The sequence below is a fragment of the Sorangium sp. So ce321 genome (genome assembly GCF_051530195.1).
Taxonomy (GTDB): Bacteria; Myxococcota_A; Polyangia; order Polyangiales; family Polyangiaceae; genus Sorangium.
This window is the reverse complement of the sequence record NZ_CP150329.1, coordinates 12,605,797-12,620,614: the sequence shown is the minus strand read 5'-3', so window position 1 is coordinate 12,620,614 and position 14,818 is coordinate 12,605,797. Positions and strand designations below refer to the sequence as shown.

Sequence of the window (14,818 nt, the reverse complement as noted above, 5' to 3'; positions counted from 1 at the left end):
TTGACACTTCGTCAACCGAACCTCCAGGATCGGGCTTGAGCGGCTCGGTCTGGCGCGCTCGCGGTTCTCATTCAGCCTCGCGCCTCGCGCGGGGCCTTCGATCGGGTGATCCGTGTCCCAAACGTTTCGAATCGAGGTGGCCGGCGAGACGAACGTCGGGCGCAAGCGCAACCACAACGAGGACAACTTCGGCATCATGGTGGAGTACGGCCTCTTCATGGTCGCCGATGGGATGGGCGGGCATGCGTCGGGCGAGGTCGCGTCGAAGATGGCTGTCGACGCCATGCAGGACTTCTTCGCGCAGACGCAGGACGACCCGGAGCGGACCTGGCCCTACAAGATGGACCGGTCCAAGGGCTATGAAGAAAACCGCCTGATCACCGGGATCAAGCTCGCGAACCTGCGTATCTACGAGACCGCGCAGCGCGAGGCGAAGAAGCGGGGAATGGGGACGACGTTCGTCGGCATCTTCACGGCGAACGACGGCGTCTACGTCGCCCACGTCGGCGACAGCCGGGTCTACCGCTTCCGCGAGGGCCGGCTCGAGATGCTCACCGAGGACCACTCGCTCCTCAACGACTACATCAAGATGAAGCGGCTCACGCCCGAGGAGATCGCGAACTTCCCGCACAAGAACGTGATCGTGCGCGCGCTCGGCATGAAGGACACGGTCAAGGTCGACACCCGCTTCGAGGTGCCGCAGCTGAACGACCTCTATGTCCTCTGCTCCGACGGCCTCTCCGGCCCCGTGAGCGACCACGAGATGGCCCAGATCCTGACCGAGCACCAGGACATCCAGGTCGCGACGTCGAAGCTGATCGAGCGCGCCAACGAGAACGGCGGCCCCGACAACGTGACCTGCGTCCTCGTCCGCTGGACCCAGTGAGCAGCGGGCACCCGCTTCGGATACGGGCCCATCTCGACGTTTTCGGTGCTCAGCGCACAGGAGTGCGCTTGCGCGCCGAAAACGCCGATCTGGACCCGTCTCCTGTGCGGGTGACCGCCGCTCGGCGACCGCCACTCCGGTGAGCGCCGCTCAGGGGAGGGCGCCGCCGCTCCAGGGGACCAGGACGAGGAAGATGAAGGCGATGAGGGCGAGCATGAACAGGCTCGTCATCAGGTAGGTCGAGCGCGGCGAGCGCGCCGTGCTCCAGCCGTCGCCGTAGAACTTTCCTCGCGAGCGCGTGCGGATCCGCTGCTGCACGCCGCGGAGCAGGCTCGGCGGGGCCGCGGGAGGCGCACGCATCGCGCCGCGGACCAGCTCGCGCAGATCGACCTCGTCGACGAGCGGCAGGTCGCCGTCGTCGGGCAGGTCGCCGTCGTCGGGCAGGTCGCCGTCGTCGGGCAGGTCGCGCGGGGGAGCGGCGGGCTCGCGCGGCGGCGAGGCGGCGTCGCGCCCTCGCTCGACGGGGGGCGCCGTGGGACGGCTGCCGCTCTCCACGCCAGAAGCGGCCGGGTCCTCGGCTTGCCCCGTGCTCCTGGGGTCGTCCGATCCGCTCATTTCCCGCCTCTCACCTTCTCGCCCATCACCTTCTCGACCAGCGCGCGGAGCTGCCCGCGCGCGCGATGGATCCGGCTCTTCACGGTCCCGTCCGGCAGCCCTGTCACCGAGGCGATCTCTTCGTAGGACATGTCCTCGACGTCGCGAAGGATGAGCGCCTCCCGGAACTCGGGATCGAGCTGGCCGATGGCGTGCTTCACGACCGCCTCGAGCTGCATCCCCTCCACGAGCTCGTCGGGGCGGCTCACGTCGCCGACGCTCACGCCCTTGGCGGCCGACAGCGGCACCCGCTCGGCCATGGCATCGATGTCGTCCTGGGCGCCGGCGTGGCGCCGCGAGAGGTACTTCGTCCGGTTCTTACAGAGATTCACGGCGATGCGGTAGATCCAGGTCGAGAGCTTCGACTCGCCGCGGAACTGGTCGATCGCCTTGAAGACCTGCACGAAGACCTCCTGGGACAGGTCCTCGGCCTCGTCACGCCGGCCGAGCATGCGGTAGACGAGCGCGAACACGCGGCGCTCGTACATGACCACGAGCTCGTTGAACGCGCTCTCGTCGCGCGCGACGAGCCGCGCGATGAACTGCGCCTCGTTCACCTCGAGCTGCGCCGCAGGCTCCCGCTCGAGCTCCACGCCCGCGCGGGGCGGGACGGAGCGCCCGCGATCCGCGTCCGCACGGGGGGCAGAGCGTGCGTGGTCCGCACCCGCACGGGTCGGGGCTCCGCGTGCGTGGTCCGCACCCGCACGGGTCGGGGCTCCGCGTTCGCGGTCCGCATCCGCACGGGTCGGGGCTCCGCGTTCGCGGTGCGCATCTGCACGGGTCGGGGCTCCGCGTTCGCGGTCCCCTTCATCGCTCGCCACGCCGTCCGGTCCTCCAGGATTCAGGGCCTCGCCCCCGCCGCGCGGCAGGCGCAGAGCCCTCGGTGAGACCACGGTAAACAACCCCGGCTCGACCGCGCCAGACAATAGCGAGCGGGCAACGGCGCGCGTCGCGCCCGCCGCCCGGCGCGACCGCGCCAGAGGCGCTCACGTGCGCTCGATGGAGACCGCCCACCACGATCCCCTCAGAGAGCGCAGGCGCTCGATTGGTTCCGGCGCGTGGATTCGAACCACGATTAGGGGATTCAAAGTCCCCCGTCCTGCCCTTGAACGACGCCGGAGTGCTGCGGGAGCGGAGCTGACCGCCGCGCGGCGCGCACCTTAGCGCGAGTCGCGCTCGATCGCACCCGTCCCGGCCCATGAGCCAGGTCCGCGGCCCGGATAGCTGATCCCGCGCGCGGCGTCCGCCTCGGATCGACCTCGCCGCAGGCGGAACTGCCCGCGCTCGCGGCGACCCACGGGCGCCGGCTTCGCGCCGTCAGCCGGCGCCTTGCCCGCGCGATGGAGCGGCAGCGCGGGCGCGCCGGCGCCCTCGACCGGCGCCGCGCCGTCGAGCGCGGCGGTCGCATCAGGCGCGGCGACGGGAAGCGCGGCGGTGGCGGGGAGCGCCGCGGCCCCAGCTGCCCCGGCGAGCTCCGGGGCGGGGAGGACGACCTGGGCGGCCGCCGCGGCGACGCCCTGCGCGACGCCGACGTGCGCGGCCGGCGCGGCCGCAGCCCTCGCCGGCGCGCGCGCGGGGGCGAGGGCGCTCAGGACCGACAGGCCCAGCGCGAGCACGAGGGCCGCGCTGCCCGCGGCGAGCGAGACCGCGCCCCGGGAAGCGCGGGCGCGCCGCGCGAGGCGCGACCACGTGCCCGACGCCCGCCCGCGCGCCGCCTGATCCGCGTCGCGCGCGCCGCGCGCCGGCCGCACCTTCGCCGCGCCGAACCTCGGGAAGCCAGCGCTCGGGAGCGTGTCGGGCGCGGACGAGGGGATCGCCGGAAAGCAGGACGGGATCTCGAGGGAGATCGGCGGCGAGGGGGTCTCGTGCGGCGCGGTCGCTTCGACCAGCGGGAACCGGCCGAGCGCGAACGACTCCGCGCGCTCGCCGCCGGCCGCTGCGAGGACGTCCTGGTGGAAGCGGGGCGCGACGGTCCTGAGGTCGTCGGGCGTCAGCGCGAAGCTGAGCGGGCCGGTGGACTCGGGCGCCTCGCAGAGGGCGGAGAGGGCGGGCGCCTCGTCGCGCGGGGGCGGCTGGGAGATCGTCCAGCCGAGCGCCTTGACCTCGCCGGCGGGCGTCCAGCACTCGATGCCCTCGCGCCACACGCGCGTGCTGTGCGGGAGCTCTCCGAGCTCCAGCGCGCGCCACAGCTCGACCGTGCTCATCGCCTCGAGCCGGTCGCCGTGGTCGACGCACCAGGGCTTCGACTCCGTCGGTTCTTCTCTGCTCGCGGTGTGCGAGCTGAACGGCATCGTGGGCGCGCTGCAGAGGCTCAGCTGCCCCTGCCTGCGCCCCTCCCCGCCGCTCGGCGCCGGCACCCCGTCGCAAAGCCCCTCCACCTTGTACGCCGCGCTCGGGCCCATCGCTGTCTCCCTAGCGAGCCGCGGCGACCCACCCGATGCTGCTTCCGGGTGCACCACCGCTGCTCTCGTGCGTCGGTAGCGGATGGTGGCGCGGTGGGCCAAGAAAGTGCGGGGCGGAGCCGGGCGCCCCCCGGGACCGCCGTGGCTGGCGGGCGGCGTCGGCAGCGGCCGGCGGGCCGCGCCGCCGTCAGAGGTCCGTGTAGTTGTCGGAGAACATCGCGCGCTGGCCGAGGAAGCCGATCTCGAGCATGCCGCCGACGTCCGTCTCGCCGGTGGAGCTCCGGATCACGCTGAGCGCCGGCATCAGCCGGATGAGCCCGCGGTACTTCGTGCCTTCCGGCGCGCGCGCCAGCGTCACGTAGACCGGGGCGCGCACGCTGACGCGGACGTCGGCCGGCGCCTCGTCGTTGAGCGCGACGGCGACCCGCGCGCCGACGGACGCGCGGAACGTGGCGTTCGCCAGCTTGTCGACGAGCCCGGCGTGCGCCGCGAACGTGAGCTCCTGGCTCTGCCTCGGCGCGCCGAGCACCTCGCGCCGGCAGCGCGTGACCGGGGCGTACGTCGCGGACTGGGTGACCGGATCGACGCCGCGGACGACGTCGCCGACGGGCTCGCACCAGTCGAGCGTGTCCGTCGACGCGGTCCAGCGCGAGTCGAACGCGATCTGCCCCTCGAGGGTCGGCGCGAGCTTCTTCCCGCCATCGCCGACGTAGACCGCCGCCGCGCCGACGCTCCAGGGCACGGCGGTGAGCTCGCGCGGCACGAAGGTCGGCGGCAGGCTCTCGTCGCGCCGCTCGGGGCCGGGGCCGAGGTAGCTGAACCTGGTGCGGCCGACAGCGCCGCCGACATAGAGGATCAGCGGCGGATAGGCCGAGCTGCCCTCGCCCTCGAAGTCGAGGCGCGCGAACGAGGCAGACAGGCGCAGGCTGCCGACGGGCGCCTGGGCCGTCTCGTCGGCGCTCGAGAGGCCGATCAGCGTGGCCAGCCCGCTCTCGGTGGCCACCTCGGCCTGGAGCACGGTGCTCACGTCCCACGCCGTCGGATCCGTCACCTCGCCGAACCCGGCCAGCACACCGAAGCCGACGCGCGCGACCGCCGCGCCGTCGGAGGTGCCCGTGACCTCGGCAGGCACGAGGTAGACGAGCTCGCGGCCCGTGTCGGCCGGCGCGATCGGGGCGCCCGACGCGCCCGTGTCGGCCGGCGCGATCGGGGCGCCCGACGCGCCCGACGCGACCGGCGCGATCGGGGCGCCCGATGCGACCGGCGCGATCGGGGCGCCCGATGCGACCGGCGCGATGGCGCGGCCCGGCTGCGCGGGCGCCGCGGCGGTGCCGGTGTCCGGCGCCGGGGCCGTGGGCGCGCTCGGGGCGGCGCCGGGCGGGACGGGCGCCGCGGGGGAGGCGGGCACCGTGGCGGGCGGGACGGGCGCCGTGGTGGCGGGCGGAACGGAGGCTGCGGGGGCGACAGGCGCGCGGCGGGCGGCGCCGGGCGTGGCGGGCGGCGCGCCCGGCGGCGCGGGATCCGACGGCGGCGCCGTACCCTGGGCGAACGCCGGCGCAGCCGACGAGAGCGCGGCCGCCAGAGCGAGCGACAGCAGCGCTGCGGTGGGCCGGAGCAGCAGGGATGTCCTCATGGAGTCACCGTGAACTTGAACGTGAGGCACTCGGCGCCGCTCGACGTGTCGAATTCCGCGCGGGTGCTCTGGTTCGTCTTGGGGTCGAAGGCGAAGATCTGGAACTTGCCGCTGCCGTTCCGGACCCTGAAGCGGAATATGTAGCTGCCGGGCTCCAGATCGAACTCGGGGAAGACCGTGTTGCGGATCGAGAACGGCCTCACCCCGGCCGGATCCGCGTCGGGGGCGGGGTCCTCGAACAGATAGCCGACGGCGCTGAGGTGGTACTCGTCGCTGTGGAGCTTGAGCTTGATCCTCTTCATGGGCGAGAGCGATCCTCTCACACGCGCGCGGCACGGTACAGCGGGCTGGAGGGCGCGCGATGCCGCGGTGATCGGCCTCGCCCGGCCATCGAGGCGGCCGGCTTCGGAGGCGCGGCGGTGGATGTGTGCGGTTACAGGGGGCGCCAGCGGACGCGCCCCATCATCTACCAGGGGGAGGTAAGCGCATGCGCCCGGGACAGGGGCGGGCTCTGAACGGACTTCGTCCAGCCACCTCCTCGCGCTGATCAACCAAACGAACACCAACCGTCCTATAGGGCATGTTCAGTTGCAGTTTCTCGCATTGGCCCTGGTTCATTTCTGGTTGGACGGAATGTGTTGCTGCTCCGCTCGTCGCGCAGTGTGATATTTGTTCGTGACATGAAGACGATGGCGTTTGGAACGGTGGGCGAGGTCTTCGTGCTTCTGCATGGGAGTCTGCCTCCGTCCGACGAGGATTGGGTCCGATACCTCGATGCGTGGGTGGCCCACTTCCAGGGACGTCCCCGTGCGCGCACGCTGATCGTGACGGAGGGAGGTGCACCAAGTCCGGCCCAATGGCAGCGCATGATGGCACACCCGTGTTCATCCTTGTTTCGCTTACCGGGGAATTTCTGCCTGGTGACGGAATCGACATTCGTGCGCGGTGTCGTCCATGGCATGGATACGCCAGCGCTGAATCCGTTCACCGGTCAATATCAGGTCTTCGCGAGAGACCAGATCGTCGATGCGCTGCGGGCGCTCCATGCCTCTCCCGCCGAACAGAGCGCGGCCGTCGCGCTCGTGGAGCAGCTTCGGCAGACGCTCGTCAAGAGCTGAAGGCGCGCCGCGCCGAGCAGGGGCTCGCGCTCGACTCGGCCATGCCGCCTCGGCGTGCCCGGCGTGGTCGGGGCCGGCGAGCTGGGCGAGCGCTGCCGGCCTCGGTCGCTAGCAGCGGCCGCAGGTCCTGCTGCAGAACCCTTGCATCCAGGATTCGTTGCACTTGCCCCAGCTTGCCTGTTGAGCACAGGTGTACTGACTGCTGGGCGCCGTATCGCTGCACGTCCCGCCGCCGGTGCTGCTGCTGCCACTGCCGGTGCTGGTCCCGCTACCGGCGGTTGTCCCACCGCCGCCGATCTCACCGTAGCCCGCCGAGTAGTCCGTCTCGCACGCGTGCCGCGAGGCGAAGTCGCGCATCTGGTCGAGCTGCGCGCCCGTCGCGGTGCCGTAGTCCCACCCCATCGCGCCGGCGTAACCGTTCTCGTAGAAGCTCTCCGCCAGCTGCTGGTACGAGACGCCGCTCAGGCTGCCTATCGGAAACTCGCCCATGACGATGGGCTTGTCCGTGACGCCGAGCTCCTCGGGAGAGAGGTAGTACGGCCACCACTCGTTCACCCAGTCGTAGATGTGGAACTGATAGAAGTCGATGTCGACCCGCGACCACGCCTTCGCCCACTTCGCCGCCGCGCCGCCCACCGTCACCAGCGCGGAGCTCTCGGCCTTGAGCGCGTCCGTCGTGCGCGAGACGAAGCGCTCCATGTCCGCGTGGCTCACCGCGTCGAGCCCGCTCGTCGGCGTGTAGGCCTCGTCTCCATAGGGGTTCCGGCCGCTGATCGCCCACTCCGGCTCGTTGATCACGTCCCACGCGACGAGCCGGTGTTTGTAGGGGCTCCCCTCGGCAGCCCGCGCGAGCGGGCGCACGACGTTCGCGATGAGGCTGTCGAGCTTGCTCGTGTTCCTGACGATCGGCGCGAGGCCCGGGATGTGGATGCCCGACGTGTCGTGGCTCGGCCGGAAGTTGTCGAAGGAGAAGAGGCAGAGCATGAGATACACGTCCTGGCGCTCCGCGAGCTCTAGGGCCTCTTGCAGGTCCTGGACGGCGGTGCCGCCGAGGCCGAGCGGGGTCTCGGAGCTGTCGAACCGGACGCCCTCTCCCCTGAACTCGGGGAACACCCACCAGCGGATGACGTTCGCGCCGTGCGCGCGCATGTCCGCGAGCTTCGCCGCGTGGGTGGCCTGCTCCGCGGCGACGCCCCGCACGCTCCACCTGGAGATCCCGCCGAAGTCGCCCCCGAACTGGTTCCAGGCGTAGTTCACGCCATACATGAAGCGGTACCTGTCGTTCCACGAGATGCCGCCGTTCGGCGCCGGGCACTGATCGCCGACGACGGCGTTCTCCTCCGTACCGACCTGGTCGGCCCCGAGCTCGCCCCCGGCGTCCGTCACCGCGGTGCAGGCCGCGCCCGCCACGGCGAGGAGGCACGGGAGCACACCGCGCGACCAGGTTACACTTGCCTTCAACATAAGTGAATGTCCTCCAAGCGCGCAGCCACCCGGGACGGCTGGCCGGTGCCGCCACCGAGCAACCAGCGGACCACCGCGCTGCGGCGCTCGGTCGCTCTGCCGAAAGCATCGTTATTTCAGCCTGTTACATGATGACTGGAACCATCTTCAGGCGGGTTTGCCTCTGTCGCTGAACTTAATCGGTTCACCTGGCTGGGGCGTTGATCCACCACCCGGATTTCCGTGGCGGCGCTGCGCGCGTGGGCCGAGGTGTGCCCGCGCCCGCTCGCGCTGTTCTTCGACGAGACCGACGCGCTCCGCGGCCGAGGCCTCCTCAGCGTGCTGCGCCAGCTCAGGGCGGGCTTAGGAGCGCGCCGTCACCGCCGCACGACGAACATCGCCGCGAAATACCCGTCCGTGCCGTGCACGTGCGGCAAGAGCCGGAACGCGTCCCCGCCGCCCGACAGCTCCCGCGCGATCTCGGCGTCGAACGGCGCCGGCTCCAGCCGGACGCCGAGGTCGTCGTCCGCCGGGGCCGCGAGCCGCGCCGCCACGGCCTCGCACTCCTCGCGCAGCACGCTGCACACAGCGAACACGAGCCGGCCGCCGTCCCGGGCGCGCGTCGCGGCGCGGCGCGCGATCGCGACCTGGAGGTCGGCGAGGCGCGGGAGGTCGTCCGCCTCGCGCCGGAGCGCGATCTCGGGGCGCCGCCGCAGCGTGCCGACCCCGGAGCAGGGGGCGTCGACGAGCACCCTGTCGTAGCCCTCCGGGACGTCGCCCGCGCCCACGGTCCAGTCGACGGCGTACGTCTCGCGGACGAACGCCGCCGCCCGCGCCAGCCCGCCGCCCGCGCCGGTCAGCGCTCTGCCGGCCAGCGTGTCGCCGGCCAGCGCGTCGCCGCCCCGAGCGCCGCCGGCCAGCGTGTCGCCGGCCAGCGCGCCGCCGGGCTGAACGACGCCGCCCTCCGCGCCCGCGCTCTCCGAGCTCGCCGGCGGCGCGCTCAGCGCCTCGCGGAGCTGCGAGAGCTTCGCGGGGTACAGGTCCGCCGCGTCCACAGCGCCGCCGGGCAGCACCGCGCGCGACAGCAGCCACGATTTGTTGCCCCGGCCGGCGCAGGCGTCGAGCACGCGCTCGCCGGGCAGCGCGCCCAGCGCGAGCGCGAGCGCCTGCGCGCCCTCCTCCTGGCCGATCCACGCGACGCCGAAGCCGGGGAGCCGCCGGAGGTCGCCCGCGCCGCGCGCCACGATCGCGCGCGGCGAGACGCGCCCCGCCTCGAAGGACCCGGCCGGCGCGGCGCCCCGCAGCGCCTCGAGCCACGCGTCGCGGTCCTCGCCGGGCGCGAGGCAGAGGCCGGTCGGCGGCGGCACCGGGCCGGCCGACAGGAAGGCCTCGGCCGCCGCGCGGCCGAGCGAGCGGCGCAGGGCGCCCCGCAGCCACCCCGGCGCCGACGCCACCACGGCGCCCGCGAGCGGCGGGCGACCGCTGGACTCCACGGCCGCCGCGAGCTTGCGCAGCACGGCGTTCGCGAACGCGCCGACCCGCGGACCGCCAGCGGCCTGCGCGCCGTCCACCGCCTCCGAGACGGCCGCGAACGCCGGGACCCGGTCGAGGAAGCACAGCGAGTACGCGCCCATCAGCACGTGCGCGCGCACCAGCGGGTCGGTGGTCCAGCGGCCCTTCGCCGCGAACTCCGCGATGCGCGCCTCGAGCGCCACCTGCACGCGCAGGACGCCGTAGACGAGCTCGGTCGCGAGGCCGGCGTCCCGGGGGTCCAGCGCCTGCGCGCGGCGCAGCTCGGCGTCGAGGGCCGCGGAGGCGAAGGCGTCCGAGCCCCAGACCCGCGCGAGCACGCGCGCCGCCACCGCGCGCGGCGCGCTCTCCCGGGGGCGCGGCGCCGCGCCGGCACCGTCGCGCCCGTCGCGCCCGTCGCGCCCGTCGCCCTTTGCCCGGTCAGCCAACGAGTTCCTTGAACTGCCCCTGGATCACGTCCCAGCGGCGCTCGACGTCGTTCTTGAAGGCGATGCCCATCAGGCCGATGAGCACCATGAGCCCGACGAGGCTCGCGATCTCGCGGACGCGCAGCGGCAGCGGCCGCCGCAGCACGGCCTCGAACGTGAAGAACAGGAGGTGACCACCGTCGAGCACGGGAATGGGCAGCAGGTTGATGAGCCCAAGGTTGATCGAGATCACCGCCATCGCCCAGACGAAATAGCTGACCCCCTTCGCGCCCTCCTCGCCGATCACGTCGTACACCGTGATCGGGCCGCCCAGCGTGGAGATGCTGACCTTGCCCTCCATGATGCGGACGATCCCGACCACGATGAACCGGATGACGTCGTACGTCTCGTCGATCGCGCTCTCCAGGGCGAACCGGAAGGCCGACGGGCTGTCGACGTAGGGCTCCGTCACCATCGGCGACCAGTTCGACGCCCGCAGGTAGAAGCGCGGGCGGTGCTGGCCGTACTCGTCGATCCAGTCCTCGCGGCGGAGCTCGATGGTGCCGCTCTTGCGCTGGCCCGAGCGCTGCCAGGTGATGACGTGCGGCCGGTCGGGCGCAGCGAACAGCCGCTCGACGAAGGTCGACCAGGCGGTGACCTCGACGCCGTCGACCTCGCTGATGCGGTCGCCCGGCCGGAGCTCGGCGTCCCACTCGGCCGAGCCCTCGGGCACCTCGGCGACGTAGAGATCGGCCGGCTCGATGCCGGTCCGCGCGAGCAGGTCGCCGTTGCCCATCTCGGGGGTCAGCGCGGCGACGCCCGACTCGTAGACGGCGAGCTCGGCCAGCCCGCCGAGCGCGCGCGGCACCGTGACCGGGCGCAGGTACGTGACCGGCACCGTGGCGCCGCGGTTGTCCTCGAGCGCGAGCTCCAGGTCGGCGAAGGTCTTCACCGGCGTGCCGCGCACCTCCGTCACGACGTCGAACGTGCGCAGCCCCGCGCGGAACGCGGGCGAGTCGGGCCGCGAGACGCCGACCACGGCGGCAGGGCGGCTCGGCTTGATGCCGATCTCGCCCACCCGGTCGACGATCTCCAGCGGCTTCTGGACGACCTTCTCCTCCGGGACGACCGTGACCTCGACGTGCTCCTTGTCGCGGAACACCTTGAGCCGGAGCTCCTGGTTGGGGCTCTTCAGCACCTTCCGGTGGAGCTCGGCGAAGGTGCTGACGCGCTCGCCGTCCACCTCCAGGATGCGATCGCCCGGGACGAGCCTGCCCTCGGCCGGGTGCCCCGGCAGGACCACGCCGACGGTGGGCGGGACGAAGCGGGTCTCGCCGATGAAGACGGCGAAATAGAGGAGCACCGGGAAGAGCACGTTCATCGCCGGCCCGGCCATGACGATGATCACGCGCTTCCAGAGCGCCTGGGACTCGAAGGTGCGCTTGCGATCCTCGGGGAGCACGGCCTCCTGCCGGTTCTCCTCGAGCATCTTCACGAAGCCGCCGAGGGGCAGGAGCGCGACGCAGTACTCCGTCTCACGGCCCCGCAGGCGCAGCACCCGGGGGCCGAAGCCGATCGAGAAGGTGAGGACCTTCACGCCGAAGATCTTCGCGCACACGAAGTGGCCGAGCTCGTGCACGAAGATGAGCACCGAGCAGAGCAGCGCGAAATACAGGAGGTCCACGGCGGCGGTTGTCTTTACGCGAGGCCGGGCGCGGTGGCCACTGGCCACTGCAGGCGCGTCGGGCGACGCGCGTCGTCGGCAGAGCGCTCGGGTGAGCGGCGGCCTCGGCCTCGTCGCCCGCCGCGGGACGCTCGGGTGAGCGGCGGTCTCGGCCTCGTCGCCCGCCGTGGGGCGCTCAGGTGAGCGGCGGCCTCGGCTCGTCGCCGTCGGCGCCGGCCGCGCCGTTCGCGCGGGCGCGCGCCCGTACGACCCGGTGGCGGGCGCGGCGCAGCCGGAGCTCGTCGTCTTCCTCCTCGCCGCGGAAGCGGTCCTCGAGCGCCGCGAGGAGCTCGTCCGACCAGGGCTTGCCCTCGGACGCCTCGATCGCCTCGACGAGCAGGCGCGCCCGCGCGCGCTGCTCGGTCTCGGCGCGGTACCGCTTGCGCTGCACGAGCAGCGTCGCCACCCAGGCCGCGAGCGCGACGGCGAGCGCGCCGAGGACCCACGTGATCGTGCTGACGAGCTGCGCCCCCTGGTCCGCCAGGTGGCCGATGCTCGAGAACATCGACTCGCTCTCGGGCCTGCCGCTCCGCTGCTGCACCTCCGTGAGCGCGTCGCTCGCGCCGGCCACCATCTCGCGGCCGATGACCCGCGCCGTGGCGCCCAGCGCGCGCTGGAAATCCTCGCTGCCGAGCATCGCGGTCACCCCGGGGCCGAGGTTCTCCGCGATCACGACCTGGAGCGCCGGGCCGAGCTGCTCCCGCAGCGCGGACGACATCGCCGGGCCGAGGTCCGCCTCGTCCAGGCTCTCCTTGAGCTGCCGGACGCTCGCCTGCACCAGCGAGCCCGTCATGCGCCGGAGCTCGCGCTCGCCGTCCTCGCTCAGCGCTCCGTCCAGCGCCCCGTCCATGGCGCTCCGCACCACCCCTCGCGCGTACTGCGCGGTGAGCTCGCCGATCCGCGCGGAGCGGTCCGCCTCGCTCAGCGAGGCGAGCGTGCCGTCGATGAGCCCGGCGACGAGCTGCCGCTGCGCCGCCTGCACGTCGGGGCTCGCCAGCATCCGCTCGATCCGCCGCTGCGTCTCCGCCTCCTCCAGCTTCCTGAGCCCCTCGTCGATCGCCGCCGGCGTCTGGACCCTGGCGACCTCCGCATCCACCCCGGTGATGCGGGTCGGGAGAGAGCACCCGCCGGCGCCGCACAGGAGGGCCAATGCGGCCATGAGCCCCAGGAGATCTCCGGACCGAGCGCCGCGAACACGCATGAGAGGACGCTTTGCATTCGCGATGCCTCCCGCCGGGCTCCTCGCGCCGCGCGCCGGGCAAGCCAGCGCGCTGCGCCGGAGAGGCCACAAAGACCGGCAAGTCCGCCTCGTGGCGAAATGCCACAGAGCGCAGAAGTGAGCCAGTGGCTGTCCGGGGCCGCGGACTCAGCGCATTCGTGATATCTCATGGATCGAACTCGGCCGGGCGCCTCTGCTCGAGCGGACCGGAGCGGACGTCTCCGGCACGGACGGTTCCCCGGCCGGTTCTCGCGATGTGCCCTGATACGAACTGCGAGGTCCCATCATGAAGCACTCTATCGAGCATGACCTGAACGACACCGAAGCGAAGCTGGCGACCGAGCGCGCGATCGCGCAGTACCGGGAGCGTTACGCGGAGTACGAGCCCTTCCTCCTGTGGCGCGACGAGAGGCGCGCCGAGCTCGGCTTCTCGGTGAAGGGGGTCAAGCTGAAAGGCAGCCTGGAGCTCCGCCCCGGCGCCGTGGACGTCGATCTCGACGTGCCCTTCCTGCTGCGCCCCTTCAAGGGGGTCGCGCTCGCGGCGATCGAAAAGGAAGTACGTCACTTCATCGAAGAGGCGCACAAGGAACGGGGTCAGGGAGCAGGCAAAGCGACCTGACGAGCGGCCTGTTCCGGTGTGGACATCAGCGCCCCGCGGCGCTATATTGCTGCAACACAGTATCAACTTCGCCGGCCGAAGCGCGCCCTGCACCATCACTCACTCCAGCGCTCGGCCGGCAGGGGGCTGCCTCCTCGCCAGCTTCGCCGACGGTGCTCAGCGCGGCCCCCTCCACGGGCGGAGGGCGCTCACGGGGCGAGCGCCCTCACAGCCGTCAGCTTGCTCGAGGCGAGCACGGTGTGCATCGCCGTGATGCGGCCTTGCGCGTCGACGTCGCAGCGCAGGACGTACCGCGGCGCCAGCCTGTCCGAGCCGGGCGCGCGCGCCGCCTCGACGACGAGCGCGGGGAGGCCGTTGAGGAGGCGGAGCTCGTGGCGCAGCCCGCTGCCGGCCTCGTGCCGCAGCAGGCCGACCCAGAGGCGCGCGACGCGGTCCTTGCCGACGACGACGCGGCGCGCCGCCTTGTACTCGCCGTTCGCGTCGTTGACGACGCGGACGTCCTCGCTGAGGAGAGCCTCGATGGCGGATACGTCCTGCGCCGCCAGGGCCTGAAGGAAGCGCACGAGCGCCGCGCCCGAGCGCTCGACGAGCTCGGGCGAGGGGCGGCAGCGGTCGCGGTCGTACGGCTCGAGGGCGCGGCGGGCGCGGTGGTGCGTCGTCTTCACGCTGGCCTCGGAGATGCCGAGCGCGGCGGCGGCCTCCTGCACCGAGTAGTCGAAGACGTCGCGGAGCAGGAGCACGGCGCGCTGCTGCGGGGTGAGCGCCTCGAGCGCGATGAGGAAGGCGAACGACGCGCTCTCGAGGAGGTCGTAGCGGCCCTCGGTGCCTTCCTTGCCCGGGATCTCGAACGACGGCGGCTCGGGCTCGGTCTCGACCGGCGAGGGGAGCCACGGGCCGTCGTAGGCGCGGCGCTTGCGGCGCCGGAGGGCGTCGCGGCCGAGGTTCACCGCGACGCGGGCGAGCCACGGGCGGACGGGCTCGTCCGTGCGCGCGGGCGGGTGCTCCAGCGCGCGCACGAACGTCTCCTGCACGATGTCGTCCGCGTCGGCGGCGCTGCCGGTGAGCCGGTAGGAGAGGGCCCAGAGGAAGCGCTCGTGCTCGCGGTAGCTCGCGGCGACGAAGGCCGGGGGAGGGGCCGGCGCCGCGCGCGGGGCGGGAGAGGCCGTGGAGCTGCTCATACGGAC

13 protein-coding genes and 1 tRNA gene are annotated in these 14,818 nt (G+C 72.8%); 3 read left to right on the top strand and 11 right to left on the bottom strand.

Annotated features, from left to right (window positions below; translation table 11 throughout):
• Window positions 1-112 precede the first annotated feature (112 nt).
• Window positions 113-886 (top strand): Stp1/IreP family PP2C-type Ser/Thr phosphatase, encoded by a 774-nt coding sequence (locus WME89_RS46800; protein ID WP_436620046.1) that lies wholly within the window; start codon window positions 113-115, stop codon window positions 884-886.
• Window positions 887-1,036: 150 nt separating this feature from the next.
• Here the strand turns inward: WME89_RS46800 and WME89_RS46795 are convergent, their stop codons facing one another.
• From WME89_RS46795 to WME89_RS46770, 6 genes are all read right to left on the bottom strand, one after another.
• The gene (locus WME89_RS46795; RefSeq protein ID WP_438006033.1) at window positions 1,037-1,501 is read right to left on the bottom strand and encodes a hypothetical protein; all 465 of its coding nucleotides are present in this window, start codon (window positions 1,499-1,501) and stop codon (window positions 1,037-1,039) included.
• Window positions 1,498-2,133: a sigma-70 family RNA polymerase sigma factor gene (locus WME89_RS46790; protein ID WP_436620048.1), complete on the bottom strand. Its 636-nt coding sequence runs from the start codon at window positions 2,131-2,133 to the stop codon at window positions 1,498-1,500. Before WME89_RS46790 ends, WME89_RS46795 begins: the two co-directional genes overlap by 4 nt.
• A gap of 453 nt (window positions 2,134-2,586) precedes the next feature.
• Window positions 2,587-2,660 (bottom strand) — tRNA-Gln (locus WME89_RS46785).
• 40 nt (window positions 2,661-2,700) lie between these two features.
• A complete protein-coding gene (locus WME89_RS46780; RefSeq protein ID WP_438006032.1) occupies window positions 2,701-3,942 on the bottom strand; it encodes a hypothetical protein in 1,242 nt (413 codons plus the stop codon).
• A 187-nt stretch (window positions 3,943-4,129) separates the two neighbouring features.
• Window positions 4,130-5,575, bottom strand: coding sequence for a hypothetical protein (locus WME89_RS46775; protein ID WP_438006031.1), 1,446 nt, complete (start codon window positions 5,573-5,575; stop codon window positions 4,130-4,132).
• On the bottom strand, window positions 5,572-5,877 hold the full coding sequence (locus WME89_RS46770; protein WP_438006030.1) for a hypothetical protein: 306 nt from the start codon (window positions 5,875-5,877) through the stop codon (window positions 5,572-5,574). Before WME89_RS46770 ends, WME89_RS46775 begins: the two co-directional genes overlap by 4 nt.
• 378 nt (window positions 5,878-6,255) lie before the next feature.
• Between WME89_RS46770 and WME89_RS46765 the strand changes: the two genes are divergently transcribed.
• Window positions 6,256-6,693: a hypothetical protein gene (locus tag WME89_RS46765; protein WP_438006029.1), complete on the top strand. Its 438-nt coding sequence runs from the start codon at window positions 6,256-6,258 to the stop codon at window positions 6,691-6,693.
• Window positions 6,694-6,801: 108 nt separating this feature from the next.
• Here WME89_RS46765 and WME89_RS46760 read toward each other — a convergent pair whose 3' ends face one another.
• The 4 genes from WME89_RS46760 to WME89_RS46745 all read right to left on the bottom strand — a co-directional run bounded on the left by WME89_RS46760 (window position 6,802) and on the right by WME89_RS46745 (window position 12,955).
• Window positions 6,802-8,157 carry a hypothetical protein gene (locus WME89_RS46760; RefSeq protein WP_438006028.1) on the bottom strand — a complete coding sequence of 452 codons (1,356 nt, stop codon included), beginning with the start codon at window positions 8,155-8,157 and terminating at the stop codon, window positions 6,802-6,804.
• 356 nt (window positions 8,158-8,513) lie between these two features.
• Window positions 8,514-10,094, bottom strand: a complete 1,581-nt coding sequence (locus WME89_RS46755) for an RsmB/NOP family class I SAM-dependent RNA methyltransferase (RefSeq protein ID WP_438006027.1) — start codon at window positions 10,092-10,094, stop codon at window positions 8,514-8,516.
• Window positions 10,087-11,757 (bottom strand): RIP metalloprotease RseP, encoded by a 1,671-nt coding sequence (gene rseP, locus WME89_RS46750; protein ID WP_437657297.1) that lies wholly within the window; start codon window positions 11,755-11,757, stop codon window positions 10,087-10,089. The genes WME89_RS46755 and rseP overlap by 8 nt, the downstream gene beginning before the upstream one ends.
• Before the next feature lie 175 nt (window positions 11,758-11,932).
• Window positions 11,933-12,955 (bottom strand): hypothetical protein, encoded by a 1,023-nt coding sequence (locus WME89_RS46745; protein ID WP_438006026.1) that lies wholly within the window; start codon window positions 12,953-12,955, stop codon window positions 11,933-11,935.
• A gap of 346 nt (window positions 12,956-13,301) precedes the next feature.
• On the opposite strand from WME89_RS46745, the gene WME89_RS46740 reads away from it, so the two are divergent.
• A complete protein-coding gene (locus WME89_RS46740; protein WP_437657301.1) occupies window positions 13,302-13,634 on the top strand; it encodes a polyhydroxyalkanoic acid system family protein in 333 nt (110 codons plus the stop codon).
• A gap of 188 nt (window positions 13,635-13,822) precedes the next feature.
• Here the strand turns inward: WME89_RS46740 and WME89_RS46735 are convergent, their stop codons facing one another.
• Entirely contained in the window at window positions 13,823-14,812 is a 990-nt protein-coding gene (locus WME89_RS46735) for a sigma-70 family RNA polymerase sigma factor (RefSeq protein ID WP_438006025.1), read from the bottom strand.
• Window positions 14,813-14,818 lie beyond the last annotated feature (6 nt).